A 21,163-nucleotide genomic window follows, 5' to 3' on the forward strand; every position below is an offset into this window, starting at 1 on the left:
CATGCTCGTGGAAAGCGTCCGCCCAGAGCAGAAATCAACTTTATATTTTTATTTTTAATTACTTATCCATGAACTTGAAACAGTTGTATGTATAACTCACTGTTTTGGAGAGATAACAACTATATAAGACAATCCACACCTCTCCTTTTCATCCACTTCACCTCGTCAACACGCTATCTTGTTGAAGTTCACAAATTACTTTTCAATTGTTATACTAGTGCAGGCAAACAAAGAATGTGGATGAAAGAGGAATGAAATGGAAACTAATAATAATCGTAGACAATATAAAGAACCACACCCCATTATTAACAATTCCAAGGATTATGTTTATGTAATCATTGGTGCAGCTATTATTGCGATTGCATTTAACGTTTTTTTGTTACCGAACCAGGTAGCTTCTGGTGGAGTTAGCGGAATTAGTACAATCTTAAAAGGAGTCTTTGGTTGGGCGCCTGGACTTGTGCAATATGCCTTTAATATTCCATTGTTTATAGCAGGACTCATATTTTTAGGCGCAAAATTTGGTATTAAATCGTTTGTCGGTACTTTAGTGCTACCAGCAGTTGTACTATTAACTGCTACCTGGGAACCATGGACGATGAATCCATTACTTGGCGCATTGTTTGGTGGAATTAGTGTTGGTTTAGGATTGGGTATCGTTTTTAGAGGTGGCGCATCTACAGGTGGAACAGATTTAGCAGCACAAATTATTACGAAGTATATGGGATTCTCTCTTGGGACAAGTGTGCTGTTAATAGATGGATTGATCGTACTTAGTGCAGCCTTTGTTTTTGATATTGAAAGGGCCCTTTATGCATTAATAGCATTATTTGTTACAACTAAAACGATTGATCTTGTGCAACTAGGTTTTAGTCAATCAAAAATGATTTATATTATTACGAATAAACAGGATGAAATTAGAGATGCTATATATACCGAGATTGATCGCGGTGTAACGAAACTTCCAGCTTATGGTGGGTATACGAATGTGGAAAGACCAATTTTAATGGTCGTGGCTTATCAGACAGAGTTCACAAAGTTGAAACATATCATTAAAACTATTGACCCTGCTGCTTTTGTCATAGTTTCGGATGCCTATGAAGTACTGGGAGAAGGTTTCAAAAGATCATAAGTAAGGTATAATGAGTATGCAGATTAAATTTAACTTAGGGAGGTAATAACATGAATAAGAAACTCTTAGCTTTAATATTTGGAGCAGGATTAGTACTTGCTGCATGTGGTGGCGGAGATGATAATGCTGATAAAGATACATCAACAGACTCTGGCACTACTACTACTGAAACAGCTTCAGTAGACGCAGAAAAAATTGTTAGCGCGAAATGTATTAGCTGTCATGGTCAAAACTTAGAGGGACAAGGTAACTTCCCGGCCCTTAACAATGTAGGTTCACGCCTATCACAAGATGAAATTTTAAATGTAATTGAAAACGGTAGAGGCGCAATGCCAGGAGGAATTATTTCTGGAGATGACGCAACTGCAGTAGCAGAGTGGTTAGCTGCTAAGAAATAATCTTTGAAGGTTAACAAACGAAATCAGCTGCTCTTTGAGTAGCTGATTTTTTTATTGAAATAAAAGAAGGAATCTTCTCACATAATGTAGAATATGTGGTAATGGGTACAAGGTATGTAAGTGAAATTTACTGGTTAGGATAAAACGCAGATTCGACTTTAGACAATTCCCCCTATAATTACCTATAAAATGAAATCTAATTGTAACAAAAAATAGCGAATCTAATGTTATAATAGGCGTGTTGCATTTTATGACGAATCTAAATAGGTGGTTTATTAATGATAGAAATGATAAATGTCTACAAGAAATACCCAAATGGTATTGTTGCCGCAAACGGTATTGATGTAAAGATTGAACAAGGTGACTTTGTCTATGTAGTTGGACCAAGTGGAGCAGGGAAAACGACATTCATCAAAATGATGTATCGAGAAGAACGCCCAACCTCAGGAGATATTTTAATAAATGGTATCAATTTAGCTACTCTAAAAAATAGTAAAGTTCCACTTTTAAGACGCCAAATCGGTGTAGTGTTCCAAGATTTTAAATTATTACCACGTTTGAGTGTTTATGAAAATGTGGCGTTTGCATTAGAAGTTATAGAAGAAACACCAAAAGTGATACGACAAAAAGTTATGGATGTATTAGAACTGGTAGGGTTGAAAGGCAAAGCAAGAATGTTCCCAACGGAGCTTTCAGGTGGAGAACAACAACGTGTGTCAATTGCAAGATCCATCGTCAATAGGCCCAAACTTGTTATAGCAGATGAACCTACAGGGAACTTAGACCCAGAAACCTCATGGGAAATTATGAATATATTTAAAGAAATTAATGCTCGAGGAACAACAATTATTATGGCAACTCATAATAGAGAAATTGTTAATACTATTAGACACCGTGTTATTGCAGTTGAGGGTGGATTAATCACTCGAGACGAATACGGAGGAGAATACGGTTATGAAGGGTAGAACATTAGCAAGACACTTTAGAGAAAGCTTAAAGAGCATCAGTCGTAACGGATGGATGACATTTGCTTCGGTTAGTGCGGTAACAGTTACATTATTACTTGTCGGCGTTTTCGTCATGATTATGATGAACTTGAACAAAGTAGCAGATGACTTGGAGAAAGACGTAGAGATTAAAGTCTATGTCGAATTAACAGCAGATGAAGCAGCTATTACAAAGCTAGAACAAGATATTAAAGACACAACTGGAATTGAAGAAGTTACATATTCTCCAAAAGGAGAAGAATTAAGTAAATTAGTAGTTGATTTTGGAGAAGATTTACGATTATTTGAACAACAGAATCCACTACATGATGTGTTTTATGCTAAAGCTACCAACCCTCAGGAAACTGAAAAAGTGGCAACAAAATTAGATCGTCTCGATAATACATTTGAAGTGAAGTATGGGGAAGGTAAAATAGAAAAACTATTCTCCTTCTTGAACACAGGGAGAAATGTTGGATTAGTGCTAATCTTGGCATTGCTATTTACAGCAATGTTCCTAATATCTAACACTATACGTATCACAATTGTTGCAAGAAGAAGAGATATCGAAATTATGAAACTAGTAGGAGCAACGAATTGGTTTATTCGTATTCCATTCATCTTAGAAGGTATGTGGCTAGGGATTTTAGGAGCTATCATTCCTATAACATTAGTTACAGTACTCTACTCTAATATTTATAAATTGTTAGAGCCAAAATTAGAATCAGGAAACTTATTTAAACTGCTCGAATTTTCGCCATTTATTTATCAAGTAAACGCATTAATATTATTAATGGGTGTACTTATTGGTATCTGGGGAAGTTTCATGTCGGTTCGTAAATTTTTACGGGTATAATTGGTAAATTGAAGGGAGCAAGATAGGTTTTGAGAAAACAGTCTAAATGGATGCTAAGAATTATGGCTATAGCTACTACTGGGGCGCTTTTAATAACGACTCCTAGCGCTTTAGCGAATACTCTAGATAATTTAAAACAGGAACAAAAACAATTAGAGCAAAAGAAAAATAGTATTGACTCAACTATCAAACATACAGAAGGTAAGATCGATCAAAATGTATCGAAAATAGATCAAATTATGGCTCAAATTAAAGAGTTAGATACTAAGATTATTAATACAGAATCACAGATTTCGGAAGTATTAAACCAAATAAAATTAACAACTACTGAAATTGAAAAGTTACAAGCTTCTATTAAAGAGCTTGAAAGAAAAATTGAAGAACGCGATCAACTACTAAAAGAACGTATTCGTGCTGTTCAAGTAAGCGGAGGATCTGTAAGTTACCTAGATGTTTTACTAGGGGCAAATAGTTTCATTGATTTTATCGACCGTTTTTCTGCTGTCAACACGCTGATGGATGCAGATCGTACTATCTTAGAAGAGCAAGCAAATGATAAAAAGCAATTAGAAGAACAACAGGCAAGTTTAAACAAAAAATTGCAACAGCAAGAAGATAGCAAAAATGAACTTTTAAGTTTAAAGGCCTCCCTGGATGGACAAAAAGCTTCTAAAGGTAATTTAGTAGACCAACTAGAGGTAGAACAAGCAAAATTACATGAAGAAAAAGAAGTTTTAGAAACGGAATATGATGAAATTCTAAACTTAAGTCAAGAAACACAAAACAAAATCGTTTCTGAACAAAAAAGATTAGCAGAAGTTGCAAGAAAAGCAGCTGAAGAAAAGAAACGTAAAGAAGCAGCAGAAAGACAACGTCAGCAAGCAGCTAGTGGCGGCGGTGGTGGCGGTGGTTCTTCAATAGCCATTCCAAATGTCTCTGCTGGGGCATGGACAAAACCAGCATCAGGTCGATACACTTCTGGATATGGTAGTAGAACACATCCAATTTCAGGAGGAATAAAAACTCACTACGGTATTGATATTGCGAACAGTACAGGTACACCAGTACTATCTGCTGCTGATGGAGTTATTTCTTACGCTTCTCCACTGAGCACATACGGGAATGTAATCATGGTGACACATTCTATTGATGGCCAGACATTTACTTCTTTATATGCGCATTTAAGTAGTATTAAAGTTAGTGTTGGACAAGTTGTATCAAAAGGTCAGATTATTGGAGCGATAGGTACTACCGGTAATTCTACTGGACCTCATTTACATTTTGAGATTCATATTGGAAACTGGGAAGGTATGGCCAAAAACTCTGTTAACCCACTGAGATATATTTCATTATAATAGTAACCAACGCTTTTCCATTCGTGGAGAAGCGTTTTTTTATTGTAGATTTCATAATAGAATTCAAGATAGCTTATGGAAAGGTACTACTATGATTTCTGTTCCGTGCGGACGCTTTCCGCGGGCGGTCCGTGAGCCTCCAGCGGAGTCTCACCAGGACACGCTGTTGCCGCTGGAGTCGCCGCACTGCACTTCAATCAATAAGTGAGTAGGTGTTAACTTTGAAATTGAATTTATTTAGTAGTATAAAAACAATTTTAATATAGAAGGAAAAACACTAGCTAGATTATTCAGTAAATAACCGATAGTAGTAAGTAACAAAAGGCAGTTACTACTGTGATTTCCGTTCCGTGCGGACGCTTTCCGCGGGCGGTCCGTGAGCCTCTTGCGGAGTCTCACCAGGACACGCTGTTGCCGCTGGAGTTGCAGCAAAGCACTTCAATCAATAAGTGAGTAGGTGTTAACTTTGAAATTGAATCGATTTTAGTAGTATAAAAACGATGAATTGGAAATTTTAATATAGAAGGAAAAACACTAGCTAGATTATTTAGCAAATAACCGATAGTAGTAAGTAACAAAAGGCAGTTAATACTGTGATTTCCGTTCCGTGCGGACGCTTTCCGCGGGCGGTCCGTGAGCCTCTTGCAGAGTCTCACCTGGACACGCTGTTGCCGCAGGAGTCGCCGCACTGCACTTCAATCAATAAGTGAGTAGGTGTTAACTTTAAAATTGAATTTATTTAGTAGTATAAAAACGATGAATTGGAAATTTTAATATAGAAGGCAGCAAATAACAGATAGTAGTAAGTAACAAAAGGAAGGTACTACTGTGATTTCCGTTCCGTGCGGACGCTTTCCGCGGGCGGTCCGTGAGCCTCTTGCAGAGTCTCACCTGGACACGCTGTTGCCGCAGGAGTCGCCGCACTGCACTTCAATCAAGAAGTGAGTAGGTATTAACTTTGAAATTGAATTGACTTAGTAGTATAAAAACGATGAATTGGAAAAGGTTAGTTAAGAGAAAATGATTCAGATCTAAAGAAATTAAATCCAGTATCATCAGTGGTACTTAGGATGTGCGCCTTTCAAGCCGCATGAGCGCGAAGAATGAGACTTCCCAAAGGATGAAGGAGCTGAAAGCGACCATCCTAGAAGGCTCATGCGTAGCGTGCGGCCAGAGCACATCTGTTTAGAAAACATGTCATTAGCATAAGATGAGTTACTCGCTCTGGGTCTGTAATTTATTAGCGTCTGATATCTTAATAATGAACACTTCATAACTATAGATATTCAATTTAGTATCATCAGTGGTACTTAGGAGGTGCGCCTTTCAAGCCGCATGAGCGCGAAGAATGAGACTTCTTAAAGGATGATAGGAGCTGAAAGCGATCATCCTGGAAGGCTCATGCGTAGCCTGCTGCCAGCGCCCATCCGTTTAGAGAACAATTTCATTAGCATAAATATCATTTACTCACTCTGCAAACTTATTTACTCGCGAAACGGAAAAAATTGTCATAAATTAGCAAGAATGATTACTTTCTAATGATTTGTCCCTTTAGAATATCTTCTCTATGTCATCAGCAGAAACTAGGATGTGCGCCTTTTAAGCCGCATGAGCGCGAAGAATGAGACTTCTTAAAGGATGAAGGAGCTGAAAGCGACCATCCTGGAAGGCTCATGCGTAGCGCGCGGCCAGCGCGCATCCGTTTAGAAGACATTTCATTAATCATTTACTCACTCAGGAACGTTAAATACAAGCGGACCTGATTCAAATACTCGCATAATTCACTAGATACTGGCGTTCGCAATGGGTTTACTCACCCTGCATACTTATTTACTCGTGAAGCGGAAAAAATTGTCATAAATTAGCAAGAATGATTACTTTCTAATGATTTGTCCCTTTAGAATATATTCTCTATGTCATTAGCAGAAACTAGGATGTGCGCCTTTCAAGCCGCATGAGCGCGAAGAATGAGACTTCCTAAAGGATGAAGGAGCTGAAAGCGACCATCCTGGAAGGCTCATGCGTAGCGTGCGGCCAGCGCACATCCGTTTAGAGAACATTTTATTAGCATAAGAATGAGTTACTCGCTATGGGTCTGTAATTTATTAGCGTCTGATATCTTAATAATGAACACTTCATAAATATAGATATTCAATTTAGTATGATCAGTGGTACTTAGGAGGTGCGCCTTCCAAGCCGCATGTGCGCGAAGATGATGAAGGAGCTGAAAGCGATCATCCTAGAAGGCTCATGCTTAGCGTGCGGTCAGCGCCCATCTGTTTAGAAAACATTTCATTAGCATAAATATCACTTACTAACTCAGGAACGTTAAATACAAGCGTACCTGATTCAAATACTCGCATAATTCACTAGATACTGGCGTTCACAATGGGTTTACTCACTCTGCGCATTTATTTACTCGCGAAACGGAAAAAATCCCCATAAATTTTAGTGAAATTCAATTACTTTCTATTGTTATTATTCGTCACTTTAGAAAATCTTCTCTATGTCTTAGCAAGAAAACAGGATGTGCGCCTTCCGAGCCGCATGAGCGCGAAGAATGAGACTTCCTAAAGGATGAAGGAGCTGAAAGCGACCATCCTAGAAGGCTCATGCGTAGCGTGCGGCCAGCGCACATCCGTTTAGAAGACATTTCATTAATCATTTACTCACTCAGGAATGTTAAATACAAGGGGACCTGATTCAAATGCTCGCATAATATCGCGAAACGGAAAAAATTCTATAAATTAGCGTAACATAATTACTTTCTATTGTTATCATTCGTCCCTTTAGAATATCTTCTCTATGTCATTAGCAGGGAAGTACGGTCAGCGTACATCCGTTTAGAAAATATTTCATAAGCTTACTTTTCACTACATAGTCACAATTGCAACTCTTTTAATTCGTATTTTAGGCAACGAATAACATATAATAAGGGCAGAGAAATGTATGTACCAAGTAGGAGGTATTATATGAAAAAGAAAATAATTGCGCTAGTAGTTATTGCTGCTCTAATAGCGATAGCCACAATATCATTTGTTAGAGGTAATATCGATGAACAAGAAGCATTTGCAGGGGAGCAGTTGGGCACAGATTTGGCAAACAATCCTGCGAACGAAGGTTTAGGTCAAGGGAATGTGGCACCTAACTTTACACTCACGACATTAGCTGGCGAGGAAGTTACGCTCGCAGATTATAAAGGGAAGAAAATAGTTTTAAATTTGTGGGCAACCTGGTGTGGACCATGTAAAGCAGAAATGCCACATATGCAAAACTATTACGAAGATATGGCAGAAAAAGAAAATGTAGAAATTTTAGCTGTCAATTTGACAAGTAGCGATGTTGGAATTGATAAAGTGAAAGCCTTCCAAGATGATTATGCACTTAGCTTTCCTATACTTTTAGATGAAGATGGAATAGTTGGAGAAACCTATCAAGCGATTACAATACCAACGACGTATATGATCGATACGACAGGGACCATCCAAAATAAGATTGTTGGTCCAATGGATGAGCAAATGTTAGCAGACTATATAAGTAATTTAAAATAAGAATCGATTTTTGGGGCAAGTATTAAACTCCTCTTTTCACACATATATTAGTGGAAAAGTAGGAGGTTGAACTTGCGCAAAAGTCGATTTTTTCTTTATGGATTGCTAGTCGTTGTTGTTTTAGGTATCGGGTATATGTGGTTGATGAAACCATCAGCTACAGAACAAAAAGATGTAAGCAATAGTCAAGTCATTGATGAAGCGTTTCAATTGATCAAAAAAGAAGCAGTATTCTCGAAAAATGACAGTCTGCTCGTTGAAGGAGCCATTCGTGGTATGGCTGAGGCATTAGAGGATCCGCATAGTACGTATTTAACTATGGAAGAAGCAGCGAACCAAGAAGCATCACTAGCGGAGGAACGGGTTGGAATTGGAGCGGAGATTATGCTTTCGGCAGGAAAGTTTGTCGTAGTAGCACCTTTGAAAGATTCACCTGCTTTTAAAGCTGGCTTAAAGCCTCAGGATGAAATCGTTCGAGTAAATGAAGAAAGAGTAGAAGGAAAGTCAATGACTCAGTTAATGCAGTTATTAAGCGGTAAAAAAGGTACTAGTATCAAAATGACTGTATATCGGTCTAGTGAGAATCGCCATGTCGAATTACATATGAAACGGGACACGATTGCGATGCATACGGTTTCCAGTGATGTTTATGAAGTAGATGATTATTCACTAGGCATTGTCAATATTTCATTATTCGGAGAGAAGACTGGAGAAGAATGGGAGAAACAAACGAAAGCTCTGGTAGAACGAGGAATAGATGGACTTGTAATTGATGTTCGAGGAAATCCAGGTGGCTATTTATATAGTGTTTCGACAATAATCGGTACTTTACTACCGAATGGTTCCACTTTTGCTTATATGCAAGATGCCAAAGGGGTTTTGGAAATGCTAAATACTGAAAAAAAAGACAATCAGTATTTAAACAAGCTCCCGGTGGTGTTGCTACAAAATGGCGGTAGTGCTTCAGCAAGTGAAGTATTAGCCGGGGCTTTAAAGGATAATAAGCGTGCAATGATTGTTGGCGAAAAAAGTTTTGGTAAGGGGACAGTGCAAGAAACACACCCTCTTCTAAATGGAGGAAAGCTTAAAATCTCCACTCATAAATGGCTTACTCCGAAACAAGAGTGGATCCATCACAAAGGAATTCAAGCAGATTTACAGGTCGAGCCAGATGAATTATATATGATGGATATAAAATACTATCAAGGGAATTTTCATGTGGGGGACTTCGGGGAGGAAGTAAAGTATGTTCAACAAGTATTAGGGGCACTTGGTTATAATATCAGTCGCCAGGATGGATATTTTGATGAAGATACACAGGATGCTATTGAAAAGTATCGACAAGAGAGAAGCCTAGACGAGTATAACGAGATTGATGATGTATTATTTCAGTCATTATCAAAAACTATTCTAGATTATAAAACTAGTAGAGAAAACGATAAACAGTTCCAAATGGGAGTAAGTTATTTACTTCACGATATCAAATAACAAAGTATATACGAAAATCCTATACGCAAAGCCCTCTACGTTTGTTACAATAATAGGAAGTATAGTTGTAAGTGAGGGGATGCGTATGGTGCAAGAAGTATTAATCGAATTGGTTAAAGGAATTGGACGTTTTTTCCTCCATCCAGCAGTATATGTTACGCTTCTCTTCTCGATATTAATCGGATACGTTCGCGTTAAAAGAGAAAGAAGACAATTTCGCACGAGGCTACTATGGGGATGGACCGAGGCAAAGGGGTTCTTGCTAGATGGTATCATTTGGGCACTTATTTTATCAGTTATTAGCGTAGCTATCGGATTAGTTATTCCTAATTCATGGCTATTGATATACAGCATGTGGATGCTATTATTTATACTATTGTTTACGTATCAGTTTGGTTCTGCTATTTATACAATTGCATTAGGTACGGCAACTGCCTATGCTATGTATACATTTAACTGGAGTATAGACGTATTTACTTGGACTGTTTCGGGGCTAGATATTCTTCAGGCAGGAATTGTGCCAGTTGCTATAATTGCTGGATTGTTACTCATTGTAGAGGGCGTCCTTATTCAAAAGCATGGGTCAGCTCAAGCTTCACCAAAACTGGTTACTACTCATAGAGGTATTGAAGCGATTGTATATCATGTGAAAAAATTATGGTTATTACCTATACTACTGGTGATTCCGGGGGATGTTATTCCTACGTATTTACCTTATTGGCCACAGTTTACATTAGGAGAAACTGCTTTTTCTTTCGTTGTATTTCCATTTGTAATTGGTTTTCAACAAAAATCTCAACATTCTCTACCGATTCATTTTTTTGCTGGGTACGGTAAAATTGTTTGGCAACTAGGAATTGTTATTACAATAATTGCAGCGATCGGTTATTTTGAGCCATTAGTAAGTGCAATTGCTATACTAATAGGTGTCATCGCGAGATTGCTAATTACTATTATAAAATACCAACAAGAAAAAACAGGGAACTATGCTGTATCGCCACAATCGAATGGTGTTATGATTGCAGGTGTGCTTTCTGGATCTCCTGCCGAGAAAATGGGTCTTTTAATAGGAGAACGTATTGTTAAAGTGAACGGACAGAAAGTTGAAAACGAACAGGAATTATATGAAGCAGTTCAAATAAATGCTGCTCATTGTCGCCTAGAAGTGCTGGATTCAAACGGAGAATTACGTCTTCGTCAGCACATACTATTTAGACATGATCATTATCGACTAGGTCTAATCTTAGTTAGATAGGAGAAGCTATGGAATCACTATCAATCACAACTCAAATAATATTGGCTATTTTTGCTCCGGGATTAATGGTCGTGTTATTTACACGTATCACTTTCAATCATTATGTTGCGCTAGTATTAACCGTAGCATTATTCGCAGCATCGGTCTACGCAGGCTATACACATAGATGGTGGATTTATGTGATTGACGCTGCATCCCTTACATTAGGATTTTGGTATAGTACCAATATGAAAACTAGTAATAATAAAGAAAATCCGCCTCTGTAAAGAGAGCGGATTTTTTGTTCTAAAAACTATGTACAAACAAACGGATTAAAATATCAAGCTATATACAGCTAAAACTCCAATTGTTCCAAGAACTACAATCATCACATTTGAAAATAGAAAAGCTAAACTAAACGCTACGGCTGCTCCTATTAAACCAAATAAAAGATTGTCTTGTTGGACATATAAAATAGCCGGGAATATTAAAGCTCCTAATACTGCATAAGGAATATTACGCAATACCCCCGATACTACTGGAGGTAATTCTTTCCCTTCTAAAAAGGTAAGAGGAAATGCCCTTGGAATATATGTCACCAGTGCCATTCCAAGCAAAGTCCACCAATACCACATCCCCATTTTGTTAAGCCCCTTTCGGTAAGTTTTTCCCTCTTTTTGTATAAATGACTTCAATTAAAATAGAAGATACCAAAGTAGCAACTAAGATGGACCAACCAGTTGATAATAGCCCGGTCCAATAAAAGAAACCGTTAATTACGGCAGCTACAAGCGCAAGCATTACCACTTTACGATTTCCACGCATGGATGGAACAAGCAATCCAACAAACATTGCATACAAAGCAATGGACATTGCTGCTTGTAAAAATGCAGGGAGATTTGCGCCAATGACATGTCCAACTGCAGTAAATATAACCCAACTGCTATATGCAATTACAGCTACGCCAAAAGCAAAGGGGGTAGCTATTTTACTTTCTTTTTGTGTAGCTAATACTGAAAAACTCTCATCTGTAATACCAAAAGCATAAATCCCTTTGATCCATCTTTTTTCACTTTGCATCTTTTCATTCAGTGCAGCCGTCATTAAGAAGTGACGAATATTAACGACAAATGTATTTAAAACGATTAAAATAGGGTCAACGCCTTTTGAAATAAGTGTGAGGGACATATATTGAGCTGCTCCTGCATAAACAAAAATACTCATCGCCGTTGCTTCCCAAATAGATAGTCCGGTCGTTTTTGCTAGCAAGCCAAATGTCAGTGCAACTGGAAAGTAACCGATTGCTATACTGACTCCAGCTTTCAAACCCGATAAAAACGAATTTTTATTCACAAAATGTTCACCACCTAAATGCATAATCATCAAATTATACTATAATTAGAGAGTTTTATGTACAGCAAAAATGGGAATAGTATAAATATACATATTTGGAGGAGAGCCAAATGCCGGAATGGTTTTCAGTAGAAACTTTAACTAACTTAACACATGATTATCGAGCACTTGGACCGCTAATTGGTATCTTATTACCTTTTTTGGAAGCCTTTCTTCCATTTTTACCTTTAGTCGTTTTCATAGTAGCAAACGTCAATGCCTATGGATTATTGTTTGGATTTTTAATATCCTGGATAGGGTCTGTAGCTGGTTCCTATGCAGTATTCCTAGTCATCCGAAAATATGGACGAGCTCGCGCATTAGGTTTTATTACAAGACATATTAAAATTCAAAAATTAATAAAATGGGTAGAGCGAAATGGATTTGGACCACTCTTTTTACTCGTTTGTTTTCCATTTACACCTTCTGCTCTAGTTAATATTGTTGCAGGTCTTTCAGATATGAAGAAAAACACATATTTCTGGACACTGGCATTAGGTAAACTCATTATGATTTTCGTTGTTAGTTTTATTGGATCTGACATCAAAGCATTAATCACTCAACCAATTAGAACCGCTATTGTTATTTTGGTAATTGCAATCCTATGGTTTGTAGGTAAGGCAATTGAAAAGAGATTAAATAAAAAAGTAGAGGCTGATTTTAGATTGATCAGCAGCGAACGAAAAAACAAAAGAGGAGAAAGTCTTGAATAATGTGAAAAAAGAAATGTGGGAATGGCTGGCAGCACTTGTAATAGGTATTTTAATCGTGACGCTTGTCAAAGTATTTCTCGTGACAAATTATGAAGTAGTGGGCCAGTCAATGATGCCCACATTAAACGATAAAGATAAGGTAATAGTTAGTAAAATGACAGAAGTTAAACGCATGGATATTGTGATCTTCCATGGTGATCAGCAAGAAGATTATGTAAAACGTGTAATTGGTCTGCCAGGTGATACGATTACCTATGAGAATGATGAGTTGTTTATAAACAATAAAAGAATAAAAGAACCTTATTTGCAGTCTTATAGTGCGTTCAATAATCCAGATGAGAACTTTACTGGTGATTTTGAATTAGAGGAACTAACAGGAAGTCAAAGGGTTCCGTCTGGAAAGTTATTTGTTCTAGGCGATAATCGTATTTCTAGTATGGATAGTCGATATTTCTATTTTGTAGATACTGAAGAAATTGTTGGTACGGTAAAAGCACGCTACTGGCCAATATCACAAGCTACATCCCAATTTTATTCCGAATAATTTCCCTCTCTGTAGTATGTTTTGTACAATAGAGATAGGAGATTATTCGGTTTTTTAATATTCCACAAAATATTGGATAACTCTAGCATTCACAAAAATTATATTCAGCATACTAAGCAAATCAATAGATTGTTCCTAGAAGGATATGTTGCCTCACGCTACACATGAACCTTCAGGAAGCCGTTAAAGCTCCTTCATCCAGGATTATTTATCCGTCCCGAGAGCAATTAACGAATAGCAAGTGCGAGTAACTGGTAAAAAGGTTGAGATTTTATTATAAGATATTAACTCACTAGAAAGGAGATTGAAAACCCAATGTCGCTACGAATAGTCAGTGGCCGATCAGGCTCTGGAAAAACAACTTTTATCCACGAAGAAATAATCACAGCTCTACAAAAAGCTCCTATAGGAGACCCAATATTCTACATAGTACCTGACCAGATGTCCTTTTCCAGTGAATATGACCTTGCAGCCGAATCCGGACTACCTGGGCTAATTAGAGCACAAGTAACGACATTTAAACGACTAGCATGGCGCGTTCTCCAAGAAACAGGAGGAATAGCTAAAGAAGAAATAAGTGGCTTCGGTTACCGAATGCTCATTCGTAGCCTACTTGAAAACCACAAAGACGAATTTACACTATTTAAACGAGCAGCAACCAAAAGAGGATTCACCGATCAAATTGAAGTGCTACTAAAAGAGTTTAGTAGATACTGTATGGATTATTCCACAATGGCAAATGCCCTAAACAATTTAGAAAATGTAAATGCACCCAAAACACTTATTGATAAATCCTCTGATATCATGCTGATGCTTGAAAAGGTAGAGCAAAAATTAGGCGTTAGCTACATTGACGGAGAAGGATACTTAACCTTATTAGCAAATAAAATAAAAGACTCTAGCCTCCTTGCAAATACAGATTTATATATAGATGGGTTTACTTCATTTACGCCGAGAGAATTAGAGATTATCGAGCAATTAATGAAACAAGTAAAACGTATTACCGTTGCCCTTCCTATGGAATCATTACAGGATGCAGTAGATGAACAATCTCTTTTTTATCAGCCTGCCAATACATGTGCAAGATTATTAGAAATAGCGCAGATGGAAAAGGTGGAAATTGAAGAGACTGTACATCAATCTGAACAGAAACGATTTAGGTCACCAGAAATTGCTCATATAGAGGCAAATCTTGATAAGCTTCCTCCTTTGCAAGCAAAATCAGAAGGAAATATTCACATAACGGAAGCTGCCAATCGTCGTGCGGAGATGCATGCTATAGCAAGACACATACGTGAGCTCATGCAACAAAAAAGTATTCGGTTTAACGAAATGGCTATTTTGCATAGAGATGCTGATACATACGAAGGTTTAATCGAGACTATTTTTCCACAGTATGATATACCGTTTTTCATAAGTAAAAAGAAACCGATGTTACATCACCCGCTCATTGAATTTAGTCGAACTATTCTTGAGATAATCCGAACAGACTGGAAGTATGAACCAGTTTTTCGTGCAGTGAAGACGGATTTGTTTTTCCCATTAGATGCTTCTAAAAAAACTTGGAGAGAGCGTGCTGATCGTTTAGAAAATTTTGTGTTGGCATTCGGAATTTATGGAGATAGATGGCTAGATGAGAGACGCTGGGTTTATAAAAAATATCGAGGCTTAGAGTTTTATTCCAAAGTCCAAACAGATGAAGAGAAGAGTATTCAAGCAGTTATTCATACAATGAGAGATTTAATCGTCAAACCAATAAAACTTCTTTCCGATCAGCTGAAACAAAGTAGAACTGGTAAGGATTTTGCAATAGCTATTTATACATTTATAGAGGCACTTAACGTATATGAAAAGTTACAAAGCTTAAAGCAAGCGGAAGAAGAAAATGGCCAATTGCTTCTAGCTTCCGAACATGAACAAGTGTGGAACGAATGGGTAAATGTAATAGACCAATTTGTCTTGATGTTTGGTGAAAAGGAAATGTCCTTGGAGGAAGTAGCGAAAATTTTAGACGAGGGTTACGACCAACTTACTTTTTCGGGCATTCCGCCGACGATTGATCAAGTAATAGTTGGAAATGTAGATATTATTCGGCTCACAAATATTAAAGCTGCATTTGTAGTAGGTGTTAACGATGGAGCATATCCAAAACGGATGGACCATGAAGGGTTATTAACAGATACTGAGCGTGAATGGTTCACGCAAATTGGCTTTGAACTAGCACCTACATCGAAAATGCGTTTAATGGATGAAAACTATTTAATATACAAAGCACTCGTAACCGCATCTCATTTCCTATACGTATCGTATCCGATGGCAGATAACGAAGGGAAAGCATTGTTGCCTTCCTTGTATATAAAAAAACTTCATCAGATGGTAAGCGACTTACCGGTCGAAATAGCTGTTGTGGACCCAAGTGATATGCTCTCGGATGAATTAGACTTAACTTCCATTAGTCATCCACGCCCTACATTACCTTATGTGGTTATGCAACTTCGAGGAGCACTAGCAACAGGTAAGTTAACTGAAGTGTGGCAGTCCGTTTATCAATATTATTTAGAGGATCCATATTGGTCCAAATTATTGAAGAGAATTACAAAGCCATTAATCCATGGCAATAAAACCGAAAGATTAAATGAAGAAATGACTGCTGCTTTATACGGAGAAACAATGATTTCTAGTGTGTCTCGGGTAGAGAAATACTATAGTTGTCCTTTTGCACATTACGCATCCTATGGTCTAAAGCTAGAAGAGCGTGCGGAGTATAGATTAGAAGCACCACAAATGGGAGACTTATTCCATGCGGCGTTAAAATGGATTGCGGATGAAACGAAGCGTATAGATATACAATGGTCTGATTTAACCCGCCCGCAATGCCACCAGCTTGCTAGACAAGCGGTCGATTATATTGTGCCTGTTTTTGTCCACCAATTGTTATTGAGTACAAACCGCTATCGATACATTCAACGAAAATTGGAACAAATCGTTGCTAATACGTTAATCGCTTTAAGTAGACATTCTAAAGGCTCGGGCTTTGTCCCGATAGCTATAGAAGCAGGGTTTGGTCCTGGAGAGGTATTACCAGCTTTAGAAATTCCACTGAAGCGGAACCGGAAAATGCAATTACGCGGTCGAATTGACCGTGTAGATGCAGCTAATATTAACGGCAATATGTTTGTTCGAATTGTCGATTATAAATCTTCTAAAAAAGGGATTGATTTGAATGAGGTTTACCATGGTATTTCTCTTCAAATGTTAACTTATTTAGATGTCGCTGTTGAAAATGCTGATGTGTGGCTACATGAAGATGCTGATCCAGCAGGAGTTTTATATGTGCATATGCATAATCCATTTATCCAATCACAAAAAGAAATGGAAGAGGAAGAACTTGAGGATGCTATTTATAAATCATATAAAATGAATGGCCTTCTACTTGATGATCCTGAAGTAATTATGGAAATGGACGATCAAATCTCAGGATTTTCAAAGGTTATTCCCGTACGCATGAACAAAGACGGAAACTTATCGAAATCATCGTCCAAAGTAGTAGAACCGGAGCAAATGAGATTACTGCAGTCCTTTGTTCGTAAAAAGCATGAACAAGCCGGAAACGCGATGAATGCTGGCGATACTCGAGTATTACCCTATCGAATAAAAGATAAAATGCCATGTAATTATTGCTCGTTCCGTAGTGTTTGCCAATTTGATCCCGCGGATCCCGCACAACAAGTACGTGCATTGAAAGTGGAGCAGCCTGAAATAATAGCTGAAAAAATACGTGAGGAGATGAGTCCACATGAACATTCCTAATATGCCAGCAGAGTTAACATGGACACCTGCACAATGGAAGGCTATCTGGGCAACAGGTGCTGATGTACTTGTTTCCGCTGCTGCAGGCTCGGGAAAAACCGCTGTTCTCATCGACCGACTCATACAAAAAGTCATTGCAAAAGAACAACCGATTAATGTCGATGAGTTACTGGTTGTTACTTTTACTAATGCTTCGGCAGCAGAAATGCGCCATCGTATGGGAGAGGCCCTTGAAAAGGCTATTGCAAATGATCCAACATCGAATCACTTACGAAAGCAACTAAGTCTATTAAACAAAGCCCAAATCTCTACATTGCATTCATTTTGTTTAAATATTGTTCGACAATACGCTTATATGCTTACGATAGATCCAGGATTCCGTATCGCAAATGAAACAGAAGCTGCAATTATGCGTGACGATATGTTAGCAGAAGTGCTAGAAGAAGCTTATCATGTCGACAATCCAGAACCTATGTATCGATTATCGGACAGTTTCACATCCGATCGTGATGATCAATCCATCGAAGTGATGATTGAAAAGCTCTATTCTTATTCACGCGTTCATCCGGAACCAGAGAAATGGTTACTGGCAATTCCTGAAGCATATAATCTTTCGGAAGACATGACTATTGATGAGTTATCATTTATTGGCTCATTGAAACTTGCGATCATACATCATTTAGAAGAGGCAATCGCTGTAACTGAAGAGATTCGTCGACTTGCAAACGAACCAAAAGGGCCAGCACCTCTTGCAGATACTGCGGTAATCGACCAGCAAATGATTCAAGAGGCAGTAGACTTGATGAAGAATAGCTCCTGGCAAAGTGTTTTTCATTATTTCCAGGGCATTAAATGGGGAAGAGCGGCAGCGATAAAAAAAGACTCTTGCGATGAAGGGTTGAAAAACCAAGCGACTAACAAACGTACGAAAGTGAAGAAAATCATCAATGACTTAAAGGATAATTATTTCACTCGAACACCTGAAAGATTGTTAGAGGAAATGCGTTTAATGGCCCCACAGCTGCAAAAACTAGTGGAATTGACTATAGCATATGGGGAACGTTATACCACAGCTAAAAATGAAAAAGGTCTAGTCGACTTTTCAGACTTAGAACATTATGCATTAGATATTCTATCGGAAAAGGGTGAAAATGGTGAACTCATTCCTTCCGAAATAGCGAAGGAATATAAAGCTCGTTTTAAAGAAGTGCTTGTGGATGAATATCAGGATACAAATTTACTACAAGAAACCATTTTACAATTTGTGAAAAGTGGAGATGAAAATACTGGCAATATGTTCATGGTAGGGGATGTAAAGCAATCCATTTATCGTTTCCGTTTAGCGGAGCCAATGCTATTTTTAGGGAAATATCTCGCATTCAACGATCTTCCAATCGATTCTGGTATCAAAATCGATTTAAATGCCAATTTCCGCAGTAGAAAAGAAGTATTACACGCAACGAACTATATCTTCAGTCAAATAATGGGTAAACAAGTTGGGGAAATTCAATACGATGAAGCAGCTTCGTTAAAACCTGGAGCACCGTATGAAGAAATCGAAACTCCTGTTGAACTGGCACTGTTATATGAAGTGGAAGACGGTAGTGCTGAACCAAATGAAGATGACGAAGAAACAATCGAAGTAATGGCAGAAGAAGAACTTAAAAAGTCACAAGCTGAAGCGCGATATATTATTTCAAAAATAAATGAACTGATTCAATCCGAAGCAACTGTCTACGATCCATGGAAAAAAACTCATCGACCCGTCCGGTATAGCGATATGGTCATATTAATGCGGTCGATGACATGGTCAGGAGAGGTTACAGAGCAATTTAAAGAAGCGGGTATTCCACTATATGCAGAACTTTCGAAAGGATATTTTGAAGCAATTGAAGTGCTGATCATGCTACATACGTTGCGTACAATAGATAATCCTTATCAAGATATATCACTTGCATCTGTTCTTAGGTCGCCGTTTGTTGGTCTAACAGAATCTGAGCTTGCACTTATCCGATTATCTGCTCCAAAAGAGCCTTTCTATGATGCGATGAAAACCTTTGTGTCTACCGGAGGAGCTGGACTATCATCTGATACTGCTGAGAAGCTGCAAAGATTTTTACTTCAATATGAAGATTGGCGCGATTTAAGTAGGAGAGGCTCACTTGCCGATTTAATATGGCAGATTTACCTAGATACGCATTACTACGAAATAGTAGGTGCGATGCCAAATGGTAAGCAAAGACAAGCAAACCTTCGTATTCTACACGACCGTGCAATCGATTATGAGAAAACTTCTTTTCGGGGGCTGTTCCGCTTTTTACGTTTTATCGATCGTATGCGTAAACGAGGGGATGACTTAGGGGCTGCACGCTCTATAGGAGAAAAGGAAAATGTTGTTCGTTTAATGACTATTCATTCTTCTAAAGGATTGGAATTTCCAGTTGTGTTCTTAGCGGGAATGGGTAGACCCTTTAACCAAATGGATTTTAATGAAGCTTATTTATTTGACCAATCTTTTGGACTTGCAGTAAAAGCAATTGATCCTGACAAGCGGATTTCTTACACTTCATTGCCATTTTTGTCTATGAAGGAACAAAAGCAAATGGAATTGAAAGCTGAGGAAATGCGAGTTTTATATGTAGCAATGACACGTGCGAAAGAGCAATTATTCCTCATTGGGTCTATAAAAGATTTAGCAAAAACGTTAGAAAAATGGGTTGATGCCCAAAATGTTTTGAGTGAAGAAATGTTACCGGGTTATATGCGTGCGAAAGCAAAAGGGTATTTAGACTGGATTGGTCCAGCTTTAGCAAGACATACAAATTTCAGGCAGCTATCGGAAGTAAATGAAGCAAATCTCGTAGATAGCGAATCAAAATGGAAGATTGTTGCTAAATGTGTAGATGATTTAAAGCACACTGTACAAGAGGAAGAAAAAGAGGCTGTTTTACTTGAGCAGCTAATAGATCCATCAAAAAGTGTTTATTTGCAGGATATTAAGGACCGTTTCGATACACCATATGTCCATGAAATTTCTACTCATAAACGTTCAAAGCAAACTGTTAGTGAGATGAAGAAAATTCAGCAGCTAATGGAACAATCGGACGATGACTATTTTAAAATGTCTGGTCCAACTAATCTAAAAAAAGTTGCGAAGCGTCCTTTCTTCCTGCAGCAGGAAACGGCTTTGACAGGTGCAGAAGCAGGTACTGCGGTCCATGCATTTATGCAAAATGTCGACCTTCAGGAACAAAAAAATGAAGAGCAGGTTCTCCTTTTTGCAGAAAGGCTGGAAGAACGTGAAATTTTAACGAAAGCTGAACGAGCTGCTATAAAACCTAAGCAAATGGTTTCCTTCTTCCAGTCAGAGATGGCAGAACGTCTACGGAATGCGAAAGAAATTATGCGAGAGTTTCCTTTTACGTATGCATTAGAAGACGCAGATGGAGATAAACAAATTATCCAAGGGGTCGTAGATTGCTTGTTTTTGGAAGAGGATGGTCGTTGGGTTTTATTGGACTATAAAACAGATAAAGTAAAACATTTAGTTAAGGATGACTCCATATTACAAAAAGAGATGCAACAACGTTATCAGTTGCAATTGTCTCTTTACACGCAGGCAATTGAGGCAATATTACAAGTAGAGATTAAAGAAAAAGTACTATACTTATTTGACGTAAATAGAACAGTGTCATTTTAGGGGG

Annotated in this window: 15 protein-coding genes; 13 read left to right on the plus strand and 2 right to left on the minus strand. The window is 37.9% G+C overall.

Translation table 11 applies throughout. The annotated features are described in order from the left end of the window. Positions 1–256 precede the first annotated feature (256 nt). The 9 genes from MKX53_RS04555 (at position 257) to MKX53_RS04595 (ending at position 11,287) form a co-directional block, all read left to right on the plus strand. Complete coding sequence (locus tag MKX53_RS04555; RefSeq protein WP_340909500.1) at positions 257–1,132, plus strand: YitT family protein; 876 nt, start codon at positions 257–259, stop codon at positions 1,130–1,132. Between the two features lie 50 nt (positions 1,133–1,182). After that, a complete protein-coding gene (gene cccB, locus MKX53_RS04560; protein WP_340909501.1) occupies positions 1,183–1,530 on the plus strand; it encodes a cytochrome c551 in 348 nt (115 codons plus the stop codon). Positions 1,531–1,808: 278 nt separating this feature from the next. Continuing rightward, positions 1,809–2,495 (plus strand): cell division ATP-binding protein FtsE, encoded by a 687-nt coding sequence (gene ftsE, locus MKX53_RS04565; protein ID WP_093537316.1) that lies wholly within the window; start codon positions 1,809–1,811, stop codon positions 2,493–2,495. Continuing rightward, positions 2,485–3,372 carry a permease-like cell division protein FtsX gene (ftsX, locus tag MKX53_RS04570; RefSeq protein ID WP_340909502.1) on the plus strand — a complete coding sequence of 296 codons (888 nt, stop codon included), beginning with the start codon at positions 2,485–2,487 and terminating at the stop codon, positions 3,370–3,372. Before ftsE ends, ftsX begins: the two co-directional genes overlap by 11 nt. A gap of 29 nt (positions 3,373–3,401) precedes the next feature. After that, entirely contained in the window at positions 3,402–4,727 is a 1,326-nt protein-coding gene (locus tag MKX53_RS04575; protein ID WP_340909503.1) for a murein hydrolase activator EnvC family protein, read from the plus strand. A gap of 2,972 nt (positions 4,728–7,699) precedes the next feature. After that, positions 7,700–8,278, plus strand: coding sequence for a peroxiredoxin family protein (locus MKX53_RS04580; RefSeq protein ID WP_340909504.1), 579 nt, complete (start codon positions 7,700–7,702; stop codon positions 8,276–8,278). A 72-nt stretch (positions 8,279–8,350) separates the two neighbouring features. Further along, entirely contained in the window at positions 8,351–9,766 is a 1,416-nt protein-coding gene (locus tag MKX53_RS04585; RefSeq protein WP_340909506.1) for a S41 family peptidase, read from the plus strand. A gap of 85 nt (positions 9,767–9,851) precedes the next feature. Then, positions 9,852–11,021, plus strand: a complete 1,170-nt coding sequence (locus tag MKX53_RS04590) for a PDZ domain-containing protein (protein WP_340909507.1) — start codon at positions 9,852–9,854, stop codon at positions 11,019–11,021. An 8-nt stretch (positions 11,022–11,029) separates the two neighbouring features. Then, a complete protein-coding gene (locus MKX53_RS04595) occupies positions 11,030–11,287 on the plus strand; it encodes a CsbA family protein (RefSeq protein ID WP_093537322.1) in 258 nt (85 codons plus the stop codon). A gap of 45 nt (positions 11,288–11,332) precedes the next feature. On the opposite strand, the gene MKX53_RS04600 is transcribed toward MKX53_RS04595, so the two are convergent. Both MKX53_RS04600 and MKX53_RS04605 read right to left on the minus strand, forming a co-directional pair. After that, the gene (locus MKX53_RS04600; protein WP_093537323.1) at positions 11,333–11,641 is read right to left on the minus strand and encodes an AzlD domain-containing protein; all 309 of its coding nucleotides are present in this window, start codon (positions 11,639–11,641) and stop codon (positions 11,333–11,335) included. A 4-nt stretch (positions 11,642–11,645) separates the two neighbouring features. Continuing rightward, entirely contained in the window at positions 11,646–12,353 is a 708-nt protein-coding gene (locus MKX53_RS04605; protein WP_340909510.1) for an AzlC family ABC transporter permease, read from the minus strand. Between the two features lie 110 nt (positions 12,354–12,463). Between MKX53_RS04605 and MKX53_RS04610 the strand changes: the two genes are divergently transcribed. From MKX53_RS04610 to addA, 4 genes are all read left to right on the plus strand, one after another. Next, entirely contained in the window at positions 12,464–13,105 is a 642-nt protein-coding gene (locus tag MKX53_RS04610; RefSeq protein WP_340909513.1) for a TVP38/TMEM64 family protein, read from the plus strand. A 1-nt stretch (position 13,106) separates the two neighbouring features. Next, entirely contained in the window at positions 13,107–13,649 is a 543-nt protein-coding gene (gene lepB, locus MKX53_RS04615; protein ID WP_340913241.1) for a signal peptidase I, read from the plus strand. Between the two features lie 315 nt (positions 13,650–13,964). Further along, positions 13,965–17,459 (plus strand): helicase-exonuclease AddAB subunit AddB, encoded by a 3,495-nt coding sequence (gene addB, locus MKX53_RS04620; RefSeq protein WP_340909516.1) that lies wholly within the window; start codon positions 13,965–13,967, stop codon positions 17,457–17,459. Further along, the gene (gene addA / locus MKX53_RS04625) at positions 17,446–21,159 is read left to right on the plus strand and encodes a helicase-exonuclease AddAB subunit AddA (protein WP_340909517.1); all 3,714 of its coding nucleotides are present in this window, start codon (positions 17,446–17,448) and stop codon (positions 21,157–21,159) included. The genes addB and addA overlap by 14 nt, the downstream gene beginning before the upstream one ends. Positions 21,160–21,163 lie beyond the last annotated feature (4 nt).

It is taken from the genome of Psychrobacillus sp. FSL K6-4615 (genome assembly GCF_038008225.1).
In the GTDB taxonomy this organism is placed as follows: domain Bacteria; phylum Bacillota; class Bacilli; order Bacillales_A; family Planococcaceae; genus Psychrobacillus; species Psychrobacillus psychrotolerans.

What these genes read in the sequence shown, in the direction of transcription:
- ftsE (WP_093537316.1), top strand. Translation starts at nt 1,809, where the DNA reads ATGATAGAAATGATAAATGTCTACAAGAAATACCCAAATGGTATTGTT.
- MKX53_RS04580 (WP_340909504.1), top strand. Translation starts at nt 7,700, where the DNA reads ATGAAAAAGAAAATAATTGCGCTAGTAGTTATTGCTGCTCTAATAGCG.
- MKX53_RS04590 (WP_340909507.1), top strand. Translation starts at nt 9,852, where the DNA reads ATGGTGCAAGAAGTATTAATCGAATTGGTTAAAGGAATTGGACGTTTT.
- MKX53_RS04595 (WP_093537322.1), top strand. Translation starts at nt 11,030, where the DNA reads ATGGAATCACTATCAATCACAACTCAAATAATATTGGCTATTTTTGCT.
- MKX53_RS04610 (WP_340909513.1), top strand. Translation starts at nt 12,464, where the DNA reads ATGCCGGAATGGTTTTCAGTAGAAACTTTAACTAACTTAACACATGAT.
- addB (WP_340909516.1), top strand. Translation starts at nt 13,965, where the DNA reads ATGTCGCTACGAATAGTCAGTGGCCGATCAGGCTCTGGAAAAACAACT.
- cccB (WP_340909501.1), top strand. Translation starts at nt 1,183, where the DNA reads ATGAATAAGAAACTCTTAGCTTTAATATTTGGAGCAGGATTAGTACTT.
- MKX53_RS04600 (WP_093537323.1), bottom strand. Translation starts at nt 11,641, where the DNA reads ATGGGGATGTGGTATTGGTGGACTTTGCTTGGAATGGCACTGGTGACA.
- MKX53_RS04555 (WP_340909500.1), top strand. Translation starts at nt 257, where the DNA reads ATGGAAACTAATAATAATCGTAGACAATATAAAGAACCACACCCCATT.
- addA (WP_340909517.1), top strand. Translation starts at nt 17,446, where the DNA reads ATGAACATTCCTAATATGCCAGCAGAGTTAACATGGACACCTGCACAA.
- ftsX (WP_340909502.1), top strand. Translation starts at nt 2,485, where the DNA reads ATGAAGGGTAGAACATTAGCAAGACACTTTAGAGAAAGCTTAAAGAGC.